The 19994-nt window shown below is 54.8% G+C and carries 24 protein-coding genes, 1 tRNA gene and 2 pseudogenes; 19 read left to right on the forward strand and 8 right to left on the reverse strand.

What is annotated here, in order from left to right; genetic code table 11:
- The first annotated feature begins 282 nt into the window (after positions 1-282).
- From PSH69_RS08960 to PSH69_RS08970, 3 genes are all read left to right on the forward strand, one after another.
- The gene (locus PSH69_RS08960) at positions 283-1488 is read left to right on the forward strand and encodes an acetyl-CoA C-acetyltransferase (RefSeq protein WP_305411697.1); all 1206 of its coding nucleotides are present in this window, start codon (positions 283-285) and stop codon (positions 1486-1488) included.
- A gap of 17 nt (positions 1489-1505) precedes the next feature.
- Positions 1506-3650, forward strand: a complete 2145-nt coding sequence (locus tag PSH69_RS08965) for a 3-hydroxyacyl-CoA dehydrogenase NAD-binding domain-containing protein (RefSeq protein WP_305411698.1) — start codon at positions 1506-1508, stop codon at positions 3648-3650.
- A gap of 108 nt (positions 3651-3758) precedes the next feature.
- Complete coding sequence (locus PSH69_RS08970) at positions 3759-4493, forward strand: amidotransferase (RefSeq protein WP_305411699.1); 735 nt, start codon at positions 3759-3761, stop codon at positions 4491-4493.
- Between the two features lie 81 nt (positions 4494-4574).
- On the opposite strand, the gene PSH69_RS08975 is transcribed toward PSH69_RS08970, so the two are convergent.
- From PSH69_RS08975 to PSH69_RS08985, 3 genes are all read right to left on the reverse strand, one after another.
- Positions 4575-5546 carry a magnesium and cobalt transport protein CorA gene (locus PSH69_RS08975; RefSeq protein ID WP_019579723.1) on the reverse strand — a complete coding sequence of 324 codons (972 nt, stop codon included), beginning with the start codon at positions 5544-5546 and terminating at the stop codon, positions 4575-4577.
- 148 nt (positions 5547-5694) lie between these two features.
- Entirely contained in the window at positions 5695-6417 is a 723-nt protein-coding gene (locus PSH69_RS08980) for a 1-acylglycerol-3-phosphate O-acyltransferase (RefSeq protein WP_018925219.1), read from the reverse strand.
- Positions 6418-6630: 213 nt separating this feature from the next.
- Complete coding sequence (locus tag PSH69_RS08985) at positions 6631-7320, reverse strand: crotonase/enoyl-CoA hydratase family protein (RefSeq protein ID WP_305411700.1); 690 nt, start codon at positions 7318-7320, stop codon at positions 6631-6633.
- A gap of 186 nt (positions 7321-7506) precedes the next feature.
- On the opposite strand from PSH69_RS08985, the pseudogene PSH69_RS08990 reads away from it, so the two are divergent.
- Positions 7507-7692: pseudogene (locus PSH69_RS08990) on the forward strand (hypothetical protein); the annotation flags it as partial.
- On the forward strand, positions 7665-8654 hold the full coding sequence (locus PSH69_RS08995; protein WP_305411701.1) for a hypothetical protein: 990 nt from the start codon (positions 7665-7667) through the stop codon (positions 8652-8654). The pseudogene PSH69_RS08990 and the gene PSH69_RS08995, both read left to right, overlap by 28 nt.
- Before the next feature lie 748 nt (positions 8655-9402).
- Here PSH69_RS08995 and PSH69_RS09000 read toward each other — a convergent pair.
- Positions 9403-9699 carry a hypothetical protein gene (locus tag PSH69_RS09000; protein WP_305411702.1) on the reverse strand — a complete coding sequence of 99 codons (297 nt, stop codon included), beginning with the start codon at positions 9697-9699 and terminating at the stop codon, positions 9403-9405.
- 9 nt (positions 9700-9708) lie between these two features.
- Positions 9709-9963 carry a hypothetical protein gene (locus PSH69_RS09005; protein WP_305411703.1) on the reverse strand — a complete coding sequence of 85 codons (255 nt, stop codon included), beginning with the start codon at positions 9961-9963 and terminating at the stop codon, positions 9709-9711.
- A 174-nt stretch (positions 9964-10137) separates the two neighbouring features.
- On the opposite strand from PSH69_RS09005, the gene PSH69_RS09010 reads away from it, so the two are divergent.
- Genes PSH69_RS09010 through PSH69_RS09020 form a run of 3 tightly spaced genes read left to right on the forward strand, consistent with a single transcriptional unit; the run spans position 10138 to position 11861 of the window.
- The gene (locus PSH69_RS09010; protein WP_305411704.1) at positions 10138-10812 is read left to right on the forward strand and encodes a hypothetical protein; all 675 of its coding nucleotides are present in this window, start codon (positions 10138-10140) and stop codon (positions 10810-10812) included.
- Between the two features lie 9 nt (positions 10813-10821).
- A complete protein-coding gene (locus tag PSH69_RS09015) occupies positions 10822-11265 on the forward strand; it encodes a DUF488 family protein (protein ID WP_305411705.1) in 444 nt (147 codons plus the stop codon).
- A gap of 2 nt (positions 11266-11267) precedes the next feature.
- Positions 11268-11861 (forward strand): DUF4326 domain-containing protein, encoded by a 594-nt coding sequence (locus PSH69_RS09020; RefSeq protein ID WP_305411706.1) that lies wholly within the window; start codon positions 11268-11270, stop codon positions 11859-11861.
- A 673-nt stretch (positions 11862-12534) separates the two neighbouring features.
- Here PSH69_RS09020 and PSH69_RS09025 read toward each other — a convergent pair.
- The gene (locus PSH69_RS09025; RefSeq protein WP_305411707.1) at positions 12535-13893 is read right to left on the reverse strand and encodes a helix-turn-helix domain-containing protein; all 1359 of its coding nucleotides are present in this window, start codon (positions 13891-13893) and stop codon (positions 12535-12537) included.
- Between the two features lie 559 nt (positions 13894-14452).
- On the opposite strand from PSH69_RS09025, the gene PSH69_RS09030 reads away from it, so the two are divergent.
- From PSH69_RS09030 to PSH69_RS09040, 3 genes are all read left to right on the forward strand, one after another.
- A tRNA-Ser gene (locus PSH69_RS09030) sits at positions 14453-14542 on the forward strand.
- Between the two features lie 225 nt (positions 14543-14767).
- Positions 14768-14968: a hypothetical protein gene (locus PSH69_RS09035; protein WP_305411708.1), complete on the forward strand. Its 201-nt coding sequence runs from the start codon at positions 14768-14770 to the stop codon at positions 14966-14968.
- 144 nt (positions 14969-15112) lie between these two features.
- On the forward strand, positions 15113-15325 hold the full coding sequence (locus PSH69_RS09040; protein ID WP_305411709.1) for a hypothetical protein: 213 nt from the start codon (positions 15113-15115) through the stop codon (positions 15323-15325).
- A 100-nt stretch (positions 15326-15425) separates the two neighbouring features.
- Here PSH69_RS09040 and PSH69_RS09045 read toward each other — a convergent pair.
- Positions 15426-15569: pseudogene (locus PSH69_RS09045) on the reverse strand (site-specific integrase); the annotation flags it as partial.
- Positions 15570-15892: 323 nt separating this feature from the next.
- On the opposite strand from PSH69_RS09045, the gene PSH69_RS09050 reads away from it, so the two are divergent.
- The 8 genes from PSH69_RS09050 to PSH69_RS09085 all read left to right on the forward strand — a co-directional run bounded on the left by PSH69_RS09050 (position 15893) and on the right by PSH69_RS09085 (position 19486).
- A complete protein-coding gene (locus tag PSH69_RS09050; RefSeq protein WP_305411710.1) occupies positions 15893-16351 on the forward strand; it encodes a DUF2442 domain-containing protein in 459 nt (152 codons plus the stop codon).
- A 71-nt stretch (positions 16352-16422) separates the two neighbouring features.
- Positions 16423-16743 (forward strand): YbjQ family protein, encoded by a 321-nt coding sequence (locus PSH69_RS09055; protein ID WP_105339643.1) that lies wholly within the window; start codon positions 16423-16425, stop codon positions 16741-16743.
- Between the two features lie 148 nt (positions 16744-16891).
- Positions 16892-17086 carry a hypothetical protein gene (locus PSH69_RS09060; protein ID WP_007940781.1) on the forward strand — a complete coding sequence of 65 codons (195 nt, stop codon included), beginning with the start codon at positions 16892-16894 and terminating at the stop codon, positions 17084-17086.
- A gap of 347 nt (positions 17087-17433) precedes the next feature.
- The gene (locus tag PSH69_RS09065; protein ID WP_019648242.1) at positions 17434-17799 is read left to right on the forward strand and encodes a glycine zipper domain-containing protein; all 366 of its coding nucleotides are present in this window, start codon (positions 17434-17436) and stop codon (positions 17797-17799) included.
- Between the two features lie 186 nt (positions 17800-17985).
- A complete protein-coding gene (locus tag PSH69_RS09070; protein ID WP_305411711.1) occupies positions 17986-18411 on the forward strand; it encodes a glycine zipper domain-containing protein in 426 nt (141 codons plus the stop codon).
- A gap of 128 nt (positions 18412-18539) precedes the next feature.
- A complete protein-coding gene (locus PSH69_RS09075) occupies positions 18540-18710 on the forward strand; it encodes a hypothetical protein (RefSeq protein WP_007940775.1) in 171 nt (56 codons plus the stop codon).
- Positions 18711-18818: 108 nt separating this feature from the next.
- Entirely contained in the window at positions 18819-19034 is a 216-nt protein-coding gene (locus PSH69_RS09080; RefSeq protein ID WP_105339639.1) for a hypothetical protein, read from the forward strand.
- A gap of 101 nt (positions 19035-19135) precedes the next feature.
- On the forward strand, positions 19136-19486 hold the full coding sequence (locus tag PSH69_RS09085; protein WP_305411712.1) for a hypothetical protein: 351 nt from the start codon (positions 19136-19138) through the stop codon (positions 19484-19486).
- Between the two features lie 79 nt (positions 19487-19565).
- On the opposite strand, the gene PSH69_RS09090 is transcribed toward PSH69_RS09085, so the two are convergent.
- The gene (locus tag PSH69_RS09090) at positions 19566-19964 is read right to left on the reverse strand and encodes a hypothetical protein (protein ID WP_305411713.1); all 399 of its coding nucleotides are present in this window, start codon (positions 19962-19964) and stop codon (positions 19566-19568) included.
- Between the last annotated feature and the right edge of the window lie 30 nt (positions 19965-19994).

Genomic DNA, 19994 nt, shown 5'->3' on the forward strand with positions numbered 1-19994 from the left:
ACAACTTCGTACAGGTTTACATTAGGGCCCGCGTCACGCTTGGCTTAGATCCATTTCGTATGGACTTAGCGCCGATCGCTGCCAAAAAGACATGAGGCCTATGGCCAGCTTCTTGGGCGCCCGTTGGCTAGACAGCTTGGTGACACGAATCGATTAATCCGATAGCTGACTACCGTTCGTCTGAGCGTGACCGTCAACGTCAATGAGCGCTGTGGTCATTGAATCCACGGCTGCTCGGCATAAGGTGAGGGTATAAAGATCACCCTCAGGTTCGAGAACGCCATGACCCAAGCTTTGATATTCGACGCGTTACGCACGCCCCGTGGCAAAGGCAAGGCCAATGGCGCCTTGCACAGCGTCAAGCCAGTGAACCTGGTGGCCGGGCTGCTGAGGGCGTTGCAGCAGCGCACCTCCCTGGACACCAGTCAGGTCGATGACGTGGTGCTTGGCTGCGTGACGCCCATTGGTGATCAGGGCGCCGACATTGCCAAGACCGCCACACAGGTGGCCGATTGGGACGTCAGCGTGGCCGGCATGCAGCTCAATCGCTTCTGCGCGTCGGGGCTGGAAGCAGTGAACCTGGGCGCGATGAAAGTGCGTTCCGGCTTCGAAGATCTGGTGGTGGTCGGTGGCGTCGAGTCGATGTCCCGCGTGGCCATGGGCAGCGACGGCGGGGCCTGGGCGCTGGACCCGGAAACCAACTTGCACAGCCATTTCACACCCCAGGGCGTGGGTGCTGACCTGATCGCGACAATCGAAGGTTTCAGTCGTCAGGACGTCGATGCCTTCGCGTTGCACTCCCAGCAGAAGGCGGCGCGGGCGCGGGCGAATGGTTCCTTCAACAAGTCGTTGGTGCCGGTGCAGGACCAGAACGGCATCATCCTGCTCGATCACGATGAGTTCATTCGCGCCGATTCGACCATGGAAGGCCTGGGCAAGCTCAAGCCGAGTTTCGAAATGATCGGGCAAATGGGCTTCGACGCCACGGCATTGCGGGTGTACAGCCAGGTCGAGCGGATCAACCACGTTCACACACCGGGCAACAGTTCAGGGATCGTTGATGGCGCGGCATTGATGCTGATCGGCTCCGAAGCGAAGGGCCGGGCGCTGGGCTTGCAGCCACGGGCGCGGGTCGTCGCCACGGCGGTCACCAGTACCGACCCGACCATCATGCTCACCGGCCCGGCGCCGGCCACCCGCAAGGCACTGGCCAAGGCCGGGCTGCGGGTCGAAGACATCGACCTGTTCGAAGTCAATGAAGCGTTCGCCTCGGTGGTGCTCAAGTTCATCAAGGACATGGCCATCGACCCGGACAAGGTCAACGTCAACGGCGGCTCCATCGCCATGGGCCACCCGCTCGGCGCCACCGGTTGCGCAATTCTCGGCACGCTGCTCGATGAACTGGAAACCCGGCGCCTGCGCTATGGCCTGGCGACATTGTGTGTCGGCGGCGGCATGGGCATTGCCACCATCATCGAACGCCTCTGAGCCCTAGGAACATTGCCATGACCCAAGCCATTCGTTATGAAAAGGGCCAGGATCGGATCGTCGTCTTGACCATCGACATGCCGGGCCAGAGCGCCAACACCATGAACGCGGTTTACCGCGAGGCCATGGCCATCTGTGTCGAGCGCCTGGTCGCCGACAAGGACGCCATCGCCGGCGTGATCATCACCTCAGCCAAGAAAACCTTCTTCGCCGGCGGCGACCTCAATGAACTGATCAAGGTCGGCAAACCCGAAGCCAAAGCCTTTTACGACATGGTGCTGACCCTCAAGGGCCAGTTGCGCACCCTGGAAACCCTCGGTAAGCCGGTGGTTGCCGCCATTAACGGTGCGGCGCTCGGCGGCGGCTGGGAAATCTGCCTGGCGTGCCATCACCGTGTAGCGCTCGACAACCCGTCGGTGCTGCTTGGCCTGCCGGAAGTCACCCTCGGCCTGTTGCCGGGCGGTGGCGGGGTGGTGCGCATGGTGCGCATGCTGGGCATCGAAAAAGCTCTGCCGTATCTGCTGGAAGGCAAGAAAATCCGCCCACAACAGGCGCTGCAAGCGCGGTTGATCGATGAGTTGGCTGTCGATCACGATGAGCTGATGGCCAAGGCGCGGGCGTGGATTGCTGCTCATCCGGTTGCTGTGCAGCGCTGGGATGTGAAGGGTTATCAGATCCCTGGCGGTACGCCGTCGGATCCGAAAGTCATGCAGATGCTGACCATCACACCGTCGATCCTGCGTAGTAAAACCCAGGGCTGCCTGCCCGCGCCGGAGAAAATCCTCTGCGCTGTGGTGGAGGGCGCTCAGGTGGATTTCGACACCGCACACCTGATCGAAACCCGCTACTTCACCGAACTGACTACGGGCCAGGTGTCGAAAAACCTCATCGGCACCTTTTGGTTCCAGCTCAATGAGATCAATGCCGGCGGTTCGCGACCTCAGGGCATAGCGCCTTACGTGACGAAGAAAGTCGGCGTGCTCGGCGCCGGGATGATGGGCGCGGGCATCGCGTTTGTCAGCGCCTCGGCCGGTATCGACGTGGTGCTCAAAGACATCAACCTCGCCGCGGCAGAGAAGGGCAAGGCCCACTCGGCAGCGTTGTTGGACAAGAAGGTCGCCCGTAGTCAGATGAGCCGGGAGCAGCGTGAGGCGATTCTGGCGCGGATCCATACCACCGAAAACGATGCGGATCTGGCCGGTTGCGATTTGATCATTGAAGCGGTGTTTGAAGATCGCGAGCTTAAAGCCAAGGTCTCATCGGCAGCGCAAACCGTCGTCGGCCCGGATGCGGTGATAGCCTCCAACACCTCGACCTTGCCAATCAGTGGCCTGGCCACCGCCGTGCCGGACCAGACGAAATTCATCGGCCTGCATTTCTTCAGTCCCGTGGAGAAAATGCCGCTGGTGGAAATCATCAAAGGCACCCTCACCAGCGACGAAACCCTGGCTCGCGGCTTCGATTTCGTCCTGCAAATCAAGAAAACGCCGATTGTGGTCAACGACAGTCGCGGCTTCTTCACGTCGCGGGTGTTCGGCACTTTCACCAACGAAGGCATCGCCATGCTCGGCGAAGGGGTGAGTGCGCCGATGATCGAAACCGAAGCGCGCAAGGCCGGCATGCCCGTCGGGCCGCTGGCGATTTCCGACGAAGTTTCCCTCAGCCTCATGAGCCATATCCGTCAGCAAACCGCCAAAGACCTGCAAGCGGAAGGGAAACCGCTGATTGAGCACCCGGCGTTCGCCGTGATTGACTTGTTGCTCAAGGAATTCAAACGTCCGGGCAAGGCCGCTGGAGGTGGTTTCTACGATTACCCGGCCGCCGGGCAGAAACATTTGTGGCCGGAGCTGAAAACCCGCTTCGAGAAAGCCGACGGGCAGATTTCGCCGAAAGACGTGCGCGATCGCTTGCTGTTCATCCAGGCCATTGAAACCGTGCGTTGTATAGAGGAGGGCGTGCTGACCTCGACGGCGGATGCCAACGTTGGCTCGATCTTCGGCATCGGCTTCGCGGCCTGGACCGGCGGTGCGCTGCAATTCATCAACCAGTACGGCGTGAAAGACTTCGTCGCCCGTGCCCAGTACCTGGCCGAGCAATATGGCGAACGCTTCACGCCGCCTGCGCTGTTGCTGGAGAAAGCCGCCAAGGACGCGCTGTTCTAAGGAGGCGTTCTAAGGGACCGATGACGCCTTCCGGGGCTTGCCTTGCCACCGTGTTTCAAGGCAGGCTCTGGGGTGTGCATTATTCCCACCATGTGTCAGGTATTTTTTATGTCGTTACGCATCTGCATTCTGGAAACCGACATCCTGCGTCCGGAACTGGTCGATCAATATCAGGGTTACGGGCAGATGTTCCAGCGTCTGTTTTCGCAGCAACCCATCGCGGCCGAATTCACCGTATACAACGTGATGCAGGGCGAATATCCCAGCGATGACCTGACCTTCGATGCGTATCTGGTCACCGGCAGCAAGGCCGACTCCTTCGGCACCGACCCGTGGATTCAAACCCTCAAGACGTATCTGCTCAAGCGCTACGAACGTGGCGACAAACTGTTGGGCGTGTGCTTCGGTCATCAACTGTTGGCGCTGCTGTTGGGCGGCAAGAGCGAGCGGGCGACCCAGGGCTGGGGCGTCGGCACCCACAAATACAAACTCGCGGCCAAGGCGCCGTGGATGAGCCCGGTGAGGGAAGAACTGACGTTGCTGATCAGCCACCAGGATCAGGTCACCGCGTTGCCGGAAAACGCTACAGTGATTGCTTCTAGCGATTTCTGCCCGTTCGCCGCGTACCACATCAACGATCAGGTGCTGTGCTTCCAGGGGCATCCGGAGTTCATTCACGATTACTCGCGGGCGCTGCTGGATATCCGCCAGGAGGCGCTGGGCGAGCAGATTTATTCGCAAGGTATGGCGAGTCTTGAACACGAGCATCACGGCACTACCGTTGCAGAGTGGATGATGCGGTTTGTGGCGCACAAGCCTGAGACTGACTCGGTTAAGCCTTAAAAGCTTCGTGGGCAAGCCTCGCTCCGGATAACCCTGTAGGAGCGAGGCTGCCCGCGAATTTTGCAGACGCCTCGGTTCCGACTACAACCACCCAGACTTTTTGAAGCTCGCCCACAAACCGACGCATCCAACGGTGATAAACCCCAGCACCGCGAAATATCCGTAATGCCAAGTCAACTCTGGCATGTCCTGGAAGTTCATCCCGTAAATCCCCGCTATCGCCGTCGGAAACGCCAGAATCGCCGCCCACGCCGCAAATTTGCGCTGCACCACGCTCTGGCGCGACGCCTCCAGCAACACCCCGACCTCGATGGTCTGGCTGGCAATGTCCGCCAGGGTCGTCAGGTCTTCCATCTGCCGCGTGACATGAATCTGCACATCGCGGAAATACGGGCGCATGTTTTTGTCGATAAATGGAAAACTCAGCTTTTGCAGTTCCTCACCGATCTCCACCATCGGCGCCGCAAACCGGCGCAAGCGCAATACATCGCGACGCAGGCCGTGGAGTTTCTGGATATCGCGCTCGTTCAGCGAACCGCAGAGGACATTGCTTTCCAGCTCATCGATCTCGGCATGAATCGCTTCGCCCATCGGCTGGTAGTTTTCGATCACGAAATCGAGGATGGCATAGAGTACGAAATCTTCCCCATGCTCCAGCAACAGCGGACGTGCCTCACAGCGTTGTCGGACATGGGCGTAGGACGCCGAGTGACCATTGCGCGCGGTAATGATGTAACCCTTGCCGGCGAAGATATGCGTCTCGATGAACTGCAATTTGCCTTCATGGCGGATCGGTGAATACGTGACGATGAACAGCGCATCGCCGAACGTTTCCAGCTTCGGTCGACTGTGTTTTTCCAGGGCGTCTTCGATGGCCAATTCGTGCAGGTTGAACTGGCGTTGCAGGTTGAACAGCTCCTGCGCATTGGGCTCTTCGAGGCCGATCCACACAAAGTGGCCAGGCTTGGCAGCCCAGGCCGCACCTTCGTCAAGCGTGATATTGGTGACTTTCTTACCAGCGCTGTAAACCGCAGCAGCAACGACTCTACCCATGATGATTCACACTTCTTATCGGTCGCTTTCTATTGGTAAAGACTGGCGGTGCCAGGCAGGTTTCAGCTTAACCTTGTCTACTGCTTGAGAGTCAGCAAAATCGGTAGAGTTCGCAGGCAAAAGAAAACCCGCACAGGGCGGGTTTCATTCAGGCGGCTTGCAGTTGCCGATCCATCGAGTCGATGCACTCACGCATCTGTTCGCGGCACTGGGCGATCAACATTGGCATGTCATCCAGACTCAATCCAGCCGTAGGAATTGCCGGCAATGAACGGATCAGAATCTTCCCACTGCGCCAGCGGTTCAATCGCATGTGTTTGACGTAACTGCTGACACACACCGGCACGATTGGCACACCGGCGGCAATCGCCATCTGGAATGCGCCTTTCTTGAACGGCAGCAGCTCTTCACCCAAGTTGCGGGTGCCTTCGGGGAAGACCCAGATCGAAGTGTCTTCATTTTGCAAAGTGTGAGTGGTGGTCAGCATCGACTGGCGTGCCTTGTGCGCATTACCGCGATCGATCAACACGTTGCCCGCCAGCCAGAACAACTGCCCGAACAGCGGCACCCACTTCAGGCTCTTCTTGCCAATGCACACGGTACGGCGGGGCACCACGTTGCCGAACACAAACAGATCGTAGTTGGACTGGTGGTTGGCGATGATCACGCAGCTGTCGGGTTTATCCATCAACGGCCCGACATCGGCCTTAACCCGCAAGCGCAAAATACACATTGCCGGCCACGCATATAGACGGGCGCACAAACGGCTGTTGTCCGGATTGAACGGACGGCACAGCCCGAGAATCACTCCGAGCACACCGGCCAGAATAAAGTGCAGGCCCATCAATAACATACGAAACACAAACAGCATTTAAAGGCTCACCGGGACAAAAGGTGGCGCAGTGTACGGATGTGCACTGTTTTCGGCAATTGCCGCTATAGAAGTGGGAGATAGCCGATTTTTGAGCGCATGTTTCCGACTTGTGGGTCAGATGCGGCCTAGAGCGGTTGTAAGGTTTTAAACCAGACACCCAAGAAAAAGCCCGACACGACGGTCGGGCTTTTCGGTGCAACGCGTTCGGGCTTAGCCCATGTGCTCCTGATCCAGGATGATCGCGTTGTCCAGCGTCTCCAGCAGCGCCTTGCGTGTTTTCAACTTGGTGTTCTTGTGGGCGATCATGTTGAGCTTCTTCAACTGACGAGCCGCCGCCAGCGCCGCGCCTTGCAGCTCTTCGGCCGACACCACCATGTCGAGGAAACCGGCATCCACGGCAGTCTGTGGGTTGAACATCTCGGCGTTGATCACCGCGCGATGAAACGCCGACTTGCGCAGACGATCGCGGGCCAGTTCGATACCGGCGTGGTGCATGGTCATGCCGATCTGCACTTCGTTCAGGCCAATGCTGAACGGGCCATCGACACCGATGCGGTAGTCAGCCGACAACAGAAGAAACGCACCCTTGGCCACCGCATGCCCAGGACACGCCACGACCACCGGGAACGGATGCGACAGCAGGCGACGAGCCAGGGTCGAACCGGCAGCCACCAACGCCATGGCCTCGTTAGGGCCGGCGGTCATCACCTTCAAGTCATAACCACCCGACAAAATTCCCGGCTGACCGGTAATGATCACCACCGCCCGATCCGCTACCGCCCGATCCAGCGCAGCGTTAAACGCCACAATCACGTCCGGAGAGATGGCATTGACCTTGCCATTGCTCAAGGTCAGGGTCGCGATACCGTCTTCGAGATGGTAGGAAATCAACTCACTCATGACGCCAATCCTTCTAATAAAGTAAGGCAGACGTTACCCACCGCTGTAGGCCAGGTAAAGCGCCGTGACTGACCCGCCAGTCACCCTTTTCCGGCTCTCCAGGCATTGTCCGCCCCGCCCATCGTGCATTGGCCTCTATATAGAAGGGGAGGCGAAGCCGGAGATTGGCAGGTTTGCCATGTAACCCGTGCAGAGCTTCAGTTCTCCGTGGAGCTGTTCGACGGCTATCAGGGCAACCAAAGCGCGATGGTCGCGGCCCTTCTCGGGTTGCGACTAGGTGCAACGATCAACCACGGCGAGCGCATCACCAGTGTGGCCCTTGCCGATAACCAGATGGCCATCCGATGGAAGACGCTATCCGCCGCAGCGTAGAGCGGCAATTCCCCGAACTCACCGGTGGTTACCACCTGCCGCGCTTTGCCCGGGTTGTTGCCGTGGCCGATGCCCCAGCCGGCGCCGGCATCTGCGACGATTTCCGGCCGCGTTACGCCGTGGACATCGAAGTCCTCGGCCCGGACGGCGAGCCCGATCCGCAACTGCCGCAGCTCGCCGGCGTGCCGTTGCCGCTTCCCACTGGTGGCGAGGAAATGGGCATTTATGCTTTTCCGGAAGAGGGCACCCAAGTGGTGGTGTGCTTCGCCTACGGCCTGCCGAACAAACCCTACATACAGACGATCCTGCCCCATGGCCTCAGCATGCCCAAGGTGCCGAAAGGCGATCAGGTGTGGCAGCACAGCGAGGCCGCACAGCAGCGCGTCGACGCCGACGGCAACTGGTTGCGCCAGACCGACGGCAGGATCCAGGACAAGGCGATCGAGCGCGAGGTGGAGGCTCTGGACAACCGCGAGCAGTTCCAGAGCCACACACAGACGATCGATGACCATTCGACCGAGACGGTGGGAGGGGTGAAGAAGATCGAAGCCCTGGGCGCGCTCAAGCTGCTGTCGGGTGGATCCGCGAGCCTGGCGGCGGTGGATGATTTGCAACAGGCCACCGGCCGGGACTTAAACCTGGTGGTAGGACAGAAGCACAACGCCACGGTGGGTGGCAATATGCAGGAGAGGATACAAGGCTTGCGCAACAGCGTGGCAGGTGTGAGCCAGCAGATGCAGGCGCCAAAAAGCTGGATTGGCTCCGAGGGTGTGAATTTATTCAAGGTGGTTTGCGACACGCTTGATTTGCTGCAGCAGATGAACACACAACTGGCCACGCATACGCATGTACCAGGATCAACTCCGAATCCGAGCGATGCGTCCAATTTCACCGCGAAGGCTGCACAGGCTTTGGCCCTAGCGACCAAGCTAAAGCCTATTTACGCTCTAACAAACGACTGAAAGAAGGTGAGCTAACAACATCGTCACAATAGCGAAACCATGGTGAAAGTTGGCTTTCTACACTTAACTGTAGAATCCTTACATTCGCGCTTATTGAATTTTGCACGCCGGGGTAGAAACGCTACCCTGTGGTAGAGCCGTTCGTCGGATTTTTGCAAGTAATACCTGTCAACTATGTGTTTACAAGTATTCACCGATATCGGTTAACAAATTGACCCAACCCCGCCATTTGTCGAGACATGTGTCATTTCACCTGCTTGCGCTTGGTCATAAATACGACGAAGCCCGCCTAATGGCGGGCTTCGGGGCAGATATTTTCAGGTTGATTCCCGAGGGAAGTCCTGTGGTAATCTCGCTTCAACCACTTACAGCCATGCTTCTTTGTTACTCGCATTTCAAAGGGTATGGCTAAGTGACGAAGCCGTCAACAGTGCGCTATTAGCGAATTCGCTAATTAGCGCGTTAATTACAGCGCAAAGTTAGACCGTTAGTTAGGTGTTGTTGATGAGCTTAATCACTTCGTTGAGTGGGAAATGTCTGCGACGTTGCTTCTGGCGTAGCAGATCCCGCTAACCTTCGGAGCATTCGCAGATGAAAACTTTCATCCGCAAATACATCCCTGAAGAAATGATTCGAGCATTTCAGGCCGCCTATTGGGCCATCCGCTTGATCAGGTTTATTCAGCAGGTGTAATCGCAGCAGCAGGGGCCTTCGGCCCCTGCTCTCGTCTCCGGCAACAGATACTCATCTATTCCATACGGCACCACCAGGATTGTGCATACGCGCAACCGTCGATGTACTCGATGCCGCTCAGGACAAAGCCTGTCACCGCCATCCCTGCCAGCGTTGCGTCCAACAGCTGTGGCAACGGGTCGGGATCGAGAGGCAAACCCACTTCAACGCGGGCGATATTGGTACTGCGTCCAAGGTCAGCACTGACTGCTGAGTTCACCATGACATTGCCTCGGATCGCCGGGTACCGGCGCCGCTCCTTGGCATCCAGCGCTACACCGCGAACTCGCATTGGTGTGACCAGTAAATGCATGGAAGCCGCCTACTCGCTAGCATCAATATCGAGTAGCGATTCGACCGCAAAGGCTAACGCCGCGTCCGCCAATTCCAACAATTCACCAAGATCGTCCGCATTGATCATCTGATTGATGTGTAGCTCGTGGGCGTTTCTGAGCAAAGCCTTATGATGCGCTCCCGGCCTAGCTAGCAAAGTAGCATCGTCACGCAGCATCGACTGCCAATGCGCTAAAGCTGAGGATTTTGCGTTAGCAACAAACTCCACGGAGTTTTTGTTCATACGACACCCCTGCACCCCAATACTGTATACATAACCAGTATATCGGTATACGATCCGATCTGCAGGGCCGAGCCGACTGCTGGTAGCCTCTTCCTAAGGGAAAGTGCTTGTTTTCGGATAAACCAAAGTGGACGATGCAAAAGGCATATCGCCATCATGGAAGAGGATTACACGATGTCTTACGATTTCGAAATTGTCTGCTTGGCAAACTCCCGCAAACACAGCGGCCGCTGCATCGCAGGAAAAATCACCACTGGTGAAAACCAAGGAATGTGGGTTCGCCCGGTCGGAACCAGTGCGAGCAGGGAAATAACTGAGCGTGATCGTGGTTACGACGACGGAACCTCCGCTCAGCACCTGGATCTCATCGATATAACGTTCACTGCACCACAACCCCCGTCGTTTCAAAGAGAGAATCACATCATTGACGACAATATTTATTGGGAGAAAAAGGGAGCGGTAACCATAGCTGACCTCGCTGTGCTCATCGATACACCAGCCAGTCTTTGGGAAAATGGTCACAGCAGCTACTCTGGATCAAATGACCGCGTACCCGAAAATCTTTTGGCTGCCCCACGCCAAACGCTTTTTTTGATTGAACCCAGTAACGTGAGTATTAAGGTTTCTGCGGAGGGAGCTGCATTTGGAGACGCCAAACGTAGTGTTAGAGCTACGTTTACCTATAATCGCCAAAGCTATTCACTTAAAGTCACAGATCCCGCAATCGAGCAACACTATAAAGGGCTTGGCAACGGAGTGTATAACCCCGACAACATAAGCTATTTTACCGTGAGCCTAGGGGAAACATGGGACGGATATGCTTACAAGTTGATTGCAGCAGTATTTTAGGTGCAAAGTATGAAAATATTTACAATAGGATTCACTGAGAAAAAAGCTGAAAGATTTTTCTCGCTAGTAAAGATATCCGGAACAAAGAGAATTGTTGACGTTCGTTTGAATAATGTCTCTCAGCTCTCTGGTTTCGCAAAAAAAGATGACTTGAAGTACTTTCTTAAAGAACTGTGTGATGTCGACTATGTTCACCTGCCTGATTTGGCACCTACAAAAGAAATTTTGTCGCCTTATCAAAAAAAGGAAATTTCTTGGCAGGAATATGAGGATAAGTTTCTTAACTTGATGGCGAAGAGAAATGTAGAAAAGCACATCAAGCGAGAAATCATTGATGATGGTTGCTTGCTTTGCAGTGAACACCTTCCGCATCAATGCCATAGACGACTGGTGGCGAACTATCTGAAAGCAGCGTGGAGTGAACCTGATGCCATTGTTAAAGATTTGATATAAGCATGAATGCAAAGATTTTAATTGCATACCCTGGCGACTTCCTTTCTTACCAAAAATTTGAAAGGAAAGTCGCTAAACTTATCAGCTCTCTTGAGAAAGTAGAGCTGATTTGCATGTCCGATGAAAATGGGTTTATAGAAAAATTTGCACAAGCAAATAATCTATTGATTACAAACTACGCTGTAAAATCCGAGCTACTCCAAAATGCAACACATGCAGTTCTTTTTCAGGACGAAGAAAGGAATTGCTTTTTTGAGTTATTTAATGAGTTGCTGGATAGGAAGGTTCCTATCCGGAAAGTAAACTTGAAAATCACAAAAGTTTCTAATAAAGATTTGGGGGATAGTTATGATATATATATAGGGCGGGGGACGCTTTGGGGTAACCCATATCAAATGGGAAAAGAAGGTGCTCGCGATGAAGTTATTGCTAAATTTGCCTATGACTTCGAAAGGAGGTTCTTAAAACTGCCCGAAAAATTCGATGAGAACATTGAAAAACTTAGAGGTAAAACGTTGGGCTGTCACTGTAAGCCGGCTCCCTGTCACGGAGACATAATCGCGAATTATCTTAACTCTCAAGATGATGGTGAGTAGTAGGCGCAAAATTCCCAACCATCGTCGACTTCTCGTAATCCCTCCCTATATCCGCTTTAACGCCACACACTTCCCCTGCGCCAGCTGCGTTTGATCGTCGTAGAAGGCTTTCAACGCATATGTCAGCTTGTATCTGTGGAAAAATCCGACACTACAAAAAAACATCCTGAAAAAGCACTTATCCCCCTCCCGCCGACGGGCTTTGCGTCCATTTTTTATGCAAATTAAGATGTAGTGCAAACGAACCTGTAGCCCAGGCACGCTGTGGGGCTTAGCAAGATGGTTGGCTATTTCACTGAGTGTGAGGTTTTGCAAAGAAATGAAGAATTTCTTCCCCTGCTTTATGGGCGCGCGGGTTCAGGTTGCAGATCGCGAATGCCCGGTTTAAAAGGGCTTTAGCTTATGAAACGGGCTATTTTGGGATTTTTCGAGTTCTGATCGGCTCACATCAGCCTACGTGAGGATGTCTCTGTGATGATGTCCCATGAGGCGCAATAGCTGATGCCTTGGGCTTTTCCGCGTATTACTCCATTTCAATTCGTGACAATGGAGAGCGCTATCAATGGCCCTCATAGACGGTGCTGAGATAGGGGCGAGGGGAGGGGTAATTGGATGCCAGGTCGAATGACTACATTCGACCTAGGGGAGCATTTGAATGGCACGTGAGGGGCGATCAGAAATTTCCGTCCCGCATGCGGGCAAGTTCATCTACTACTAATTGCATTGGTAACTCAAAGAAATCGAATAGTGCGTACAGCGGTGATAAAAGAGGGTGAACGATCTCCGGTAAATTTGCATCTATCGTCTGGGCATCAATATGCGTACTCAATGTGATCGTATCCTGACGCGAGACACGGCCATCCCACATGTGGCGACGGCCATCCATGCTTACCAATGATCGACCGGCCAGCCCTTCATAGGTGGCAACGAACTTGATCGTTGTTGGCCCCTCAAAGAGATTAGCTGCGAGACACCGGGCTTGGAGCAGCGCTTCGCCAATCCTCCAGACTGGCAGGGTGATGTCGAAAATTGTTGCGGGTGGAACTGGAGTGTGTCCCAGCCGTTGCGCGTTCGCATCATCTTCCTGATAGCCTCGAAGGAGAAAAGCTAAGCCATCAGGGTGGATGCGCCAGAAATCAGAGTGCGAAGGATCTCGATAACCAGCTTCGCGATCATTTCCAAACCAGCACTCGACAGCGCCATCTATTGGATAAGGTGCGATTCCGGGCCGTGTCGGATACCAGAACGGTGGCCAGCCTGTATGTCGAACAACGCTCGCTCTAAGTATGTCGGGGAATCGTGCAGGGGTAATTTGCCTACGTTCGCCGATTACTTCGTAAGCGATAAAAAAGCGTCCATGGGACATACGAGGCCCATCGCCTTGAGGAAGTGCTTCAGTGAGGAGCCTCCAGCGTTCACGGTTTGATCTTATCCATTCGTCGAGCCGAGCTGGCTCTGGTGGTCGTTCTACCTGCGGAACGGCACCAGAGATCAAATCTCTGATCTGATCGAACATTTCATCGCGTCGATTACGAAGGCACCTAGCTAGAAGGTCTTCCCAGTCCTGAGCGCTTTGAGGCGTCTCGCTTCGCGGTCCTGGCTTGCGAACATAGATTGCGTTGAGGAGGACGGTGTTTCCATTTGGCCCCGCTCGGCGTGCTCTTACAGGAACACGATGTCCGCCCGGAACTTGCACTACAGGAAATAGGGCGCCAAGAGGGTTTGCAACGATGTGCACCGCACAGTGGAACGGTGGATCGCAATAATTTCGCACGATACCGTTGACCAGATCCTGGTTATAGCTATCGAGGGTGGCTGGCCGTTCCCCCGCCTCCAATATGCCGATATCAGTTTCAACAAGCCCAAGAATGATAAAGCCACCTCCATGGTTAGCAAGGGCGAGAACTGCTTTTGCGAAGGTGGCTTTGTCCTCGTTAGATCCTTGCAAATCAAGCCAGTTTTTGACCTCACATTCGAGGGTTTCTCGAGTATCAATCAACAGGTCGGCTAGACGTTCGCGGGAGACGGTCATATGGAAACATCCTAATGGAGGGTTTAGAAATGTTAGACGCTATAGAGCCGGAGGCGTCTGCATTTGACTGGACGTAAGCGCTGGAACGGCGCAGAGAGGGGGCCATTAGGGAGTAAAGTGTCCACATAGTGTCCACGGTGTCGGGGGATGTATTCGGAAAATGATCGAAAATGTCCCGAAAATCCCTAATCAATTTGCCTTGCGGCGATGGGTGTTGGAAAGAGAAGTTGATAGGAAATCAACTCACTCATGACGCCAATCCTTCTAATAAAGTAGGGCAGACGTTACCCACCGCTGTAGGCCAGGTAAAGCGCCGTGACTGACCCGCCAGTCACCCTTTTCCAGCCCTCCAGGCATTGTCCGCCCCGCCCATCGTGCATTGGCCTCTATATAGAAGGGGAGGCGAAGCCGGAGATTGGCAGGTTTGCCATGCCCTTGAGCACCCACAAAGCGCCAATCGCGTTAACCGCATGAAAATTCTGAAAAAAATGTTTGCCATCAGAAAAGCTTTCGACTACATTAGCGCGCCTCGACAGACTGAATAAGTTTGGCGAGATACGGTGAAGTGTCCGAGTGGCTTAAGGAGCACGCCTGGAAAGTGTGTATACAGGAAACTGTATCGAGAGTTCGAATCTCTCCTTCACCGCCACATTATGTAAACACAAACCCCTGATTTTCCTAGAGAAAGTCGGGGGTTTGTGGTTTTTGGCGTCTGAAAAATGCCCATATGGGACTGATATGGGACTGGAGCGTCATTTTCTGGCTTAAAGATGCGAGACTCATCTCGTTGATCGCTTTGCCTAAAATCAGCGCTTACTACACTCAACGCACGGAACCGACGACTGTCACCGTCTCACTGAAAGGAAACTCCGCCATGCTGCTGAAACTGTGCCGTGATGGGCTCTTGTACGCCTTGGTGCTGTACCTGTTCACAGGGATGCGGATGGATTTTGACGTCAGCCATTGGCCCGCCGGCCTGCGTTGGATGCTGGTCGGCATCTGGCTACTGGTGATGTGGTGCATAGCCGGCATTTATCGCGAGCGCGCCAAACGGGATCGAGCCCGCCAAGCCTAAACGCTGGGGCGGCCAACGCCGGTACCGGAAAACTTTGCACCTAGCTGAAATAACTTTTCCACCTGAAAGGAACCCCCCGCCCGCTGACGGGTGGACTAAGCTGAAGCGGTCGCCCCGCGTGGGCATTCGCAGAGGAAAGGACGCATGCAGATCCATGAAGCGGCTGAAATAATCGAAGTATTAGGCCAGGCCAAGGCGAACGAATTATTAGCCGCAGGCTGGAAACTGCTGGCGGTAACCACCGCCACGGGAAATGACGACAACAGAAATCTGTATGTGCATTACGTCCTGGGCAAGAAACAGGTGACCCCGGCGCCTATGGGCTCGTTGGTGAGCGGAGCGCCCATGAAAGGGTGACCCGCGCGTTACGAGTAACGCCGGTTATGTTCAAAAAAAACCACACTAAAGCCAGGTTTGGGGGCCTTATTGCACCAATCAGAAAGCGGTAGCTGAACCTCTACCGTTTCAGTGCTAATTGCACCATTCCGATGTCATCCGGTTCATCCTCGTTGATCCACGTCCCATAGCGCTGACGGATCATGTTCCCTACTCCCGTGGTCAGCAACTGGCTGGCATAGATATGTCGGCAGTGGCCTTCTCCTGTAGAGAAGTCAGGAGTTTTGTGGTTTCTGCGTCCCAAAAAATCATAGGTTGTGCTAGGGAAAAAATTTCTCTAGCATCGCTCTATGGCTACCCTTCATAGCGAACGAAACTGGAAGGTAAAAATCTACCCCGACGACCATGCGCCGCCGCATTTTCATGTGCAGACGCCAGATGGGGGAGTCGTTGGTTCAGATAGAAGGGCTCATTGTCTTAGGCAAAGGCGCCGAAACCAAAGCCTTGAAAGCAGCCCTGCTTTGGGCAAGAACACATACAGCTGATCTTTGGCGTGTATGGAACGAGCAAAACCGGAGGGACTGACTCATGACCAGCAAGCTTCGCATTTCTGCTGTGCAACCAGTTGCCGGCAAACATGCCCTTAACATCGAGTGGAGCAACGGTAAGCGCCATACTGTTGATGTCACCGAACACATCAAAACCTTTCCTGCGCTCAAGCCACTACAGGATTTTGCGCTGTTCAGCCAAGTCGCGGTAGGCGAGTGGGGATTCGATGTGACATGGGGGGATGATCTCGAACTCGCCGCTACGACGTTGCATCGGCTGGCTTTGGAGCAATCCGGAGAGGTCATGCCAACCAGCGATTTCAAACGCTGGATGTCGAGCAACAATCTTTCGTTGTCGGCGGCAGCTGTTGAATTGGGGTTTACTCGACGAACCATTACCGCCTACAGCAGTGGGAAGGCGTTGATACCCAAGCATGTGGGGTTGGCGTGCAAGGGATGGGAGTATGAGCATAAAGGACGCCGCGAGAGCTGCATTTAGATTTTGGTAGTGATGTTTTCATCATCTGGCTACCGAGGAATAATGCGCGCTTCTATGAACAAGGACATCTCATGATCACCACCACTACCCACACCATCGAAGGTCGTCAAATCACCGCGTACCTGGACATCGTCAGCGCCGAGTCGGTGCAGGGCGTTAACGTGATTCGTGACATGTTCGCCGGGATGCGGGATTTTTTTGGTGGGCGCTCTCAGACGTTGGAGCGGGCGTTGAAGGATGCGCGGATTCAGGCGACCGACGAGATCAAGGAGCGGGCACGGGCGCTGCAGGCGGATGCGGTGGTGGGGCTCGATTATGAGATCAGCATGCCGGCCGGCAAGGGTGGGATGGTGGTGGTGTTTGTGACCGGGACGGCGGTCAAGCTGAGGTAGGCTGCGCGGTACTGGCCATTCGTCGGGCATGTAACGATCTGAACCACAAGTCTGGGAATGACCGGCTAGTCTCAAAAACCAGGGTGGTCGATATTTTTCAGGCAAAAAGGGCTTGCCGGTATCGACCCGTTTTGAGAGGAGCGAAGATATGGCTGAGCCGTATATCGAAGACGACGGTGCAGAGTTTCCAATCAATGATTGCGTGCAGTGTGGTCAGACGGACTATGTGCCGAGCTTCGGCGAAGACCGTATCAAAATCAATAAAATCAAATCTGCAGTGCCTAGGACCCGGGGGCCGAAATCGAAATTTATGCCCAAGCTGGGGGCGCCCTCCAGGAAGTAAACCGATCACAGCACGAACCCCGCCATTGAGCGGGGTTTCTTATTTCTGATGGGCAGGAAAGGTGGCTCGGTGGCAATGCCGAGAAATGTCCTACAACTTTGCGAGCGCTGGTATTTTTTTCACAAACTTTTCACACCGGCCTACGTAGGCTCAACTCATCCGTTAGAAAGCAGTACCCTGGCCCGTCTCCCCAGCGGGCTTTTTTTTGCCTGTCATAAAACCTTTCGCATAAACGCTGTCCAACCGTCGCCAATGGCGAGGTTGTTCTGGTTTTGTGTCTGGACTTTCCCTTCGCTAAAGCATTCAATCTCCGGCCTTTCGGTTCCCACTTTTTTGAGGTTCTTGTTATGCGTTTGACACTGCCTGCTCTGGTTCTGGGCCTTTTGGTTGCTCAAGGTGCGATGGCTGCCGGCGACGGCACGGCCGCGCTCGGTGGTGGTCTGGGTGGTGCGTTGGGTAATGTGGTTGGCCAGAAAATGGGTGGCAGCACCGGCGCAGCGATTGGTGCTGGCGTAGCGGGTGCAGCCGGCAGCGCTGTTGCCGCACGTAAAGGCAGCCGCACCAAAGCGGCCATTGGCGGCGGTGTTGGCGCGGCGGGCGGTTCGATAATCGGTAACAGTCTGGGCGGCAAGAACGGCTCTACCATCGGCGCCGGCTTGGGTGGCGCATTGGGCGGCGGCGTAGGCAGCAACCTGTCCAAAAAGCGTCACTGATCCTGAATGATCCGCTGAAAAAGCCCGGCTTAACATGCCGGGCTTTTTCGTTTGGGAACATTTCTGCGACCCGTGGCTCAAATCTCATACAGTCGGTATTGGTTTGCTGTACAACAGACTCAGATGCAGGCTGATGCCTATCCGCGGCATGTTCTTCCCCCAATGCGGAAATTAGAGGTTCATATCATGCGTATGACTTTGTCCACGGTGGTTTTAGGACTTTTAATCGCTCAAGGCGCAATGGCCGCCGGCAACGGCGACGCTGCAGTCGGTGGTGGTCTTGGCGGTGTGTTGGGTAACGTGGTTGGCGGGCAACTGGGCGGCAGCACCGGGGCTGCGGTGGGCGCAGGCGTCGGCGGTGCGGCAGGCAGTGCAGTCGGCGCGCGTAAGGGCAGTCGCACAGAAGCGGCCGTCGGCGGTGGTCTCGGCGCGGCGGGCGGTTCGGTGATCGGCAACAGCCTGGGCGGCTCCACTGGTTCGGCTATTGGCGCAGGCGTGGGCGGCGCAGCCGGTGGCGCGGTGGGCAGCAGCATGGGTGATGACCGCGGCAGTTCGCATTCCGGTGGCGGCTACTACAAACACAAGCATAAAAATAAGTACAAGCATCGCTAACTCGATATCGAGTTAAAGTAAAACCCGGCCGAGTGCCGGGTTTTTCGTTTCTGTCGATAGGACGCTGGAACGATTGGCCGTAGGACCTTTCGAACTTTATAGACATCCTGAACGTTGTGAGGCATGCAATGACTCCGGAAACCGAAGACAAGGAAGAAGAAGGCCCGATCAACGATCCCGGCAACGAAGATCCGGGGTCTCTGATGGACGACGCCACGGTGCCGCTCAACGATGCCGATGACGCGGGCGATGTGGGCAACCTGGAGAATGATGAGTATGACGAGGAAGACGACGAGTGATCGGGCTTCGGGGGCGGGACGACCAATCGTCCTTCTGATCGAACCGCGTCTATTGAGTTGTCCTCGAAATATCAGGATCTGCTTTTCAGGTCCATTGAGAGGTGCGTTATGAAAGCTGATCCGAAAGACTCCGATATCGACGATACCCCCGAATACCCGCTGCCTTCGCCCACCAACCCCCTGAGTCGCGATCAGCGCCCACCCGACGATGACGACACCGCTGTGGAGCAAGTGCCGGACGATGATGTAAAACGCGGTGATGTGGAGGCCGATCCGGACGACCCGGACATTGCCGGTGATGACGCCTCGGGCGAACCGAGCTGAAACCTGTGTGGTGGTGCATCGCAGATTGTCGATTGAGCGACACCTTTTAAAAGCGATCACTGCCAGAGATCAGGTAACGCACTCTTTAAAGGAGACGCACCATGATCAGGTCAAAATGGAAGGTGCTGACGATGGTCGGCTTATTGTCGATCAGTTCAATGACGGCGTTTGCTGAATCTACCGGTCGCGATGCGCCGGTCGACAAGGGCGGGATGCCGCCTTATTCGGAAATGAATGCGGGTACCTCGGATGGAAAGGTGCTGCCAGCGGACAGCATTGGTAGTGGAAATGGCGGTGGTGCGAATGGGAGTAGCATCAACCCGGGGGAGGGAAGCGGGTCGGTGAGTGGGGGAGGTTCGATGGGGAGTGGTTCTGGAAATGGGTCTGGAGAATCAGGTGGTTCTGGGGGGAGTGGAGGCGGTGCGGGTAAAACCGGTAGTTCGGGCGGCTAAGTCAGACTCTTTACTGTTCAACTGAGCCCAGCGTCGAGCTGGGCTTCGGTGTTTAGCACTGATCTCTTTTTTTGACTCGTTAATCCTCTTCAATCTCTGATTCAAACCAGCGCATAAAGAAGTCTCTCTGAACTTCTGGATCGTTCGTAAGATTGTTTTCTTCATAGTCAAAAATATTTACCAGATCATTCCTTGTTGCATACTTACCTAGTGTGAGTTCATATGCTTTTACTCCGAGCGACATCTGTGAGGACATGCTGGAAGGGTGTACGTTTATTTTTGCTCCTTTGCACAGGAAGATCACATCACTATGATCTTGCCTAATATGCCCAAAGCAAATGTAGAAATTATCACCTACGTATAATTTTCGATATCCATTTTTCATGATGAAAGTAATGGTCAGGTTTTTTGAATCACAGAGAAGCTCGGCGGATTGAAGCTCGCTATTTTTGATTATCACAATCTCTACGCTATTCACGATTCATGTCTCGTTCGGATTTAAAGGTAG

It is taken from the genome of Pseudomonas sp. FP1740, from assembly GCF_030687165.1.
Lineage (GTDB): Bacteria > Pseudomonadota > Gammaproteobacteria > Pseudomonadales > Pseudomonadaceae > Aquipseudomonas.

Bases quoted from the DNA above. Each gene is read 5' to 3' on its own strand.
- PSH69_RS09005 (WP_305411703.1), bottom strand. From the start codon at position 9,963: ATGAACAAAAACTCCGTGGAGTTTGTTGCTAACGCAAAATCCTCAGCT.
- PSH69_RS09000 (WP_305411702.1), bottom strand. From the start codon at position 9,699: ATGCATTTACTGGTCACACCAATGCGAGTTCGCGGTGTAGCGCTGGAT.
- PSH69_RS08985 (WP_305411700.1), bottom strand. From the start codon at position 7,320: ATGAGTGAGTTGATTTCCTACCATCTCGAAGACGGTATCGCGACCCTG.
- PSH69_RS09040 (WP_305411709.1), top strand. From the start codon at position 15,113: ATGCAGATCCATGAAGCGGCTGAAATAATCGAAGTATTAGGCCAGGCC.
- PSH69_RS09025 (WP_305411707.1), bottom strand. From the start codon at position 13,893: ATGACCGTCTCCCGCGAACGTCTAGCCGACCTGTTGATTGATACTCGA.
- PSH69_RS08965 (WP_305411698.1), top strand. From the start codon at position 1,506: ATGACCCAAGCCATTCGTTATGAAAAGGGCCAGGATCGGATCGTCGTC.
- PSH69_RS08975 (WP_019579723.1), bottom strand. From the start codon at position 5,546: ATGGGTAGAGTCGTTGCTGCTGCGGTTTACAGCGCTGGTAAGAAAGTC.
- PSH69_RS09070 (WP_305411711.1), top strand. From the start codon at position 17,986: ATGCGTATGACTTTGTCCACGGTGGTTTTAGGACTTTTAATCGCTCAA.
- PSH69_RS08980 (WP_018925219.1), bottom strand. From the start codon at position 6,417: ATGCTGTTTGTGTTTCGTATGTTATTGATGGGCCTGCACTTTATTCTG.
- PSH69_RS09080 (WP_105339639.1), top strand. From the start codon at position 18,819: ATGAAAGCTGATCCGAAAGACTCCGATATCGACGATACCCCCGAATAC.
- PSH69_RS09055 (WP_105339643.1), top strand. From the start codon at position 16,423: ATGATCACCACCACTACCCACACCATCGAAGGTCGTCAAATCACCGCG.
- PSH69_RS09085 (WP_305411712.1), top strand. From the start codon at position 19,136: ATGATCAGGTCAAAATGGAAGGTGCTGACGATGGTCGGCTTATTGTCG.
- PSH69_RS08970 (WP_305411699.1), top strand. From the start codon at position 3,759: ATGTCGTTACGCATCTGCATTCTGGAAACCGACATCCTGCGTCCGGAA.
- PSH69_RS09010 (WP_305411704.1), top strand. From the start codon at position 10,138: ATGTCTTACGATTTCGAAATTGTCTGCTTGGCAAACTCCCGCAAACAC.
- PSH69_RS08960 (WP_305411697.1), top strand. From the start codon at position 283: ATGACCCAAGCTTTGATATTCGACGCGTTACGCACGCCCCGTGGCAAA.
- PSH69_RS09065 (WP_019648242.1), top strand. From the start codon at position 17,434: ATGCGTTTGACACTGCCTGCTCTGGTTCTGGGCCTTTTGGTTGCTCAA.
- PSH69_RS09020 (WP_305411706.1), top strand. From the start codon at position 11,268: ATGAATGCAAAGATTTTAATTGCATACCCTGGCGACTTCCTTTCTTAC.
- PSH69_RS08995 (WP_305411701.1), top strand. From the start codon at position 7,665: ATGGAAGACGCTATCCGCCGCAGCGTAGAGCGGCAATTCCCCGAACTC.
- PSH69_RS09050 (WP_305411710.1), top strand. From the start codon at position 15,893: ATGACCAGCAAGCTTCGCATTTCTGCTGTGCAACCAGTTGCCGGCAAA.
- PSH69_RS09035 (WP_305411708.1), top strand. From the start codon at position 14,768: ATGCTGCTGAAACTGTGCCGTGATGGGCTCTTGTACGCCTTGGTGCTG.
- PSH69_RS09060 (WP_007940781.1), top strand. From the start codon at position 16,892: ATGGCTGAGCCGTATATCGAAGACGACGGTGCAGAGTTTCCAATCAAT.
- PSH69_RS09075 (WP_007940775.1), top strand. From the start codon at position 18,540: ATGACTCCGGAAACCGAAGACAAGGAAGAAGAAGGCCCGATCAACGAT.
- PSH69_RS09015 (WP_305411705.1), top strand. From the start codon at position 10,822: ATGAAAATATTTACAATAGGATTCACTGAGAAAAAAGCTGAAAGATTT.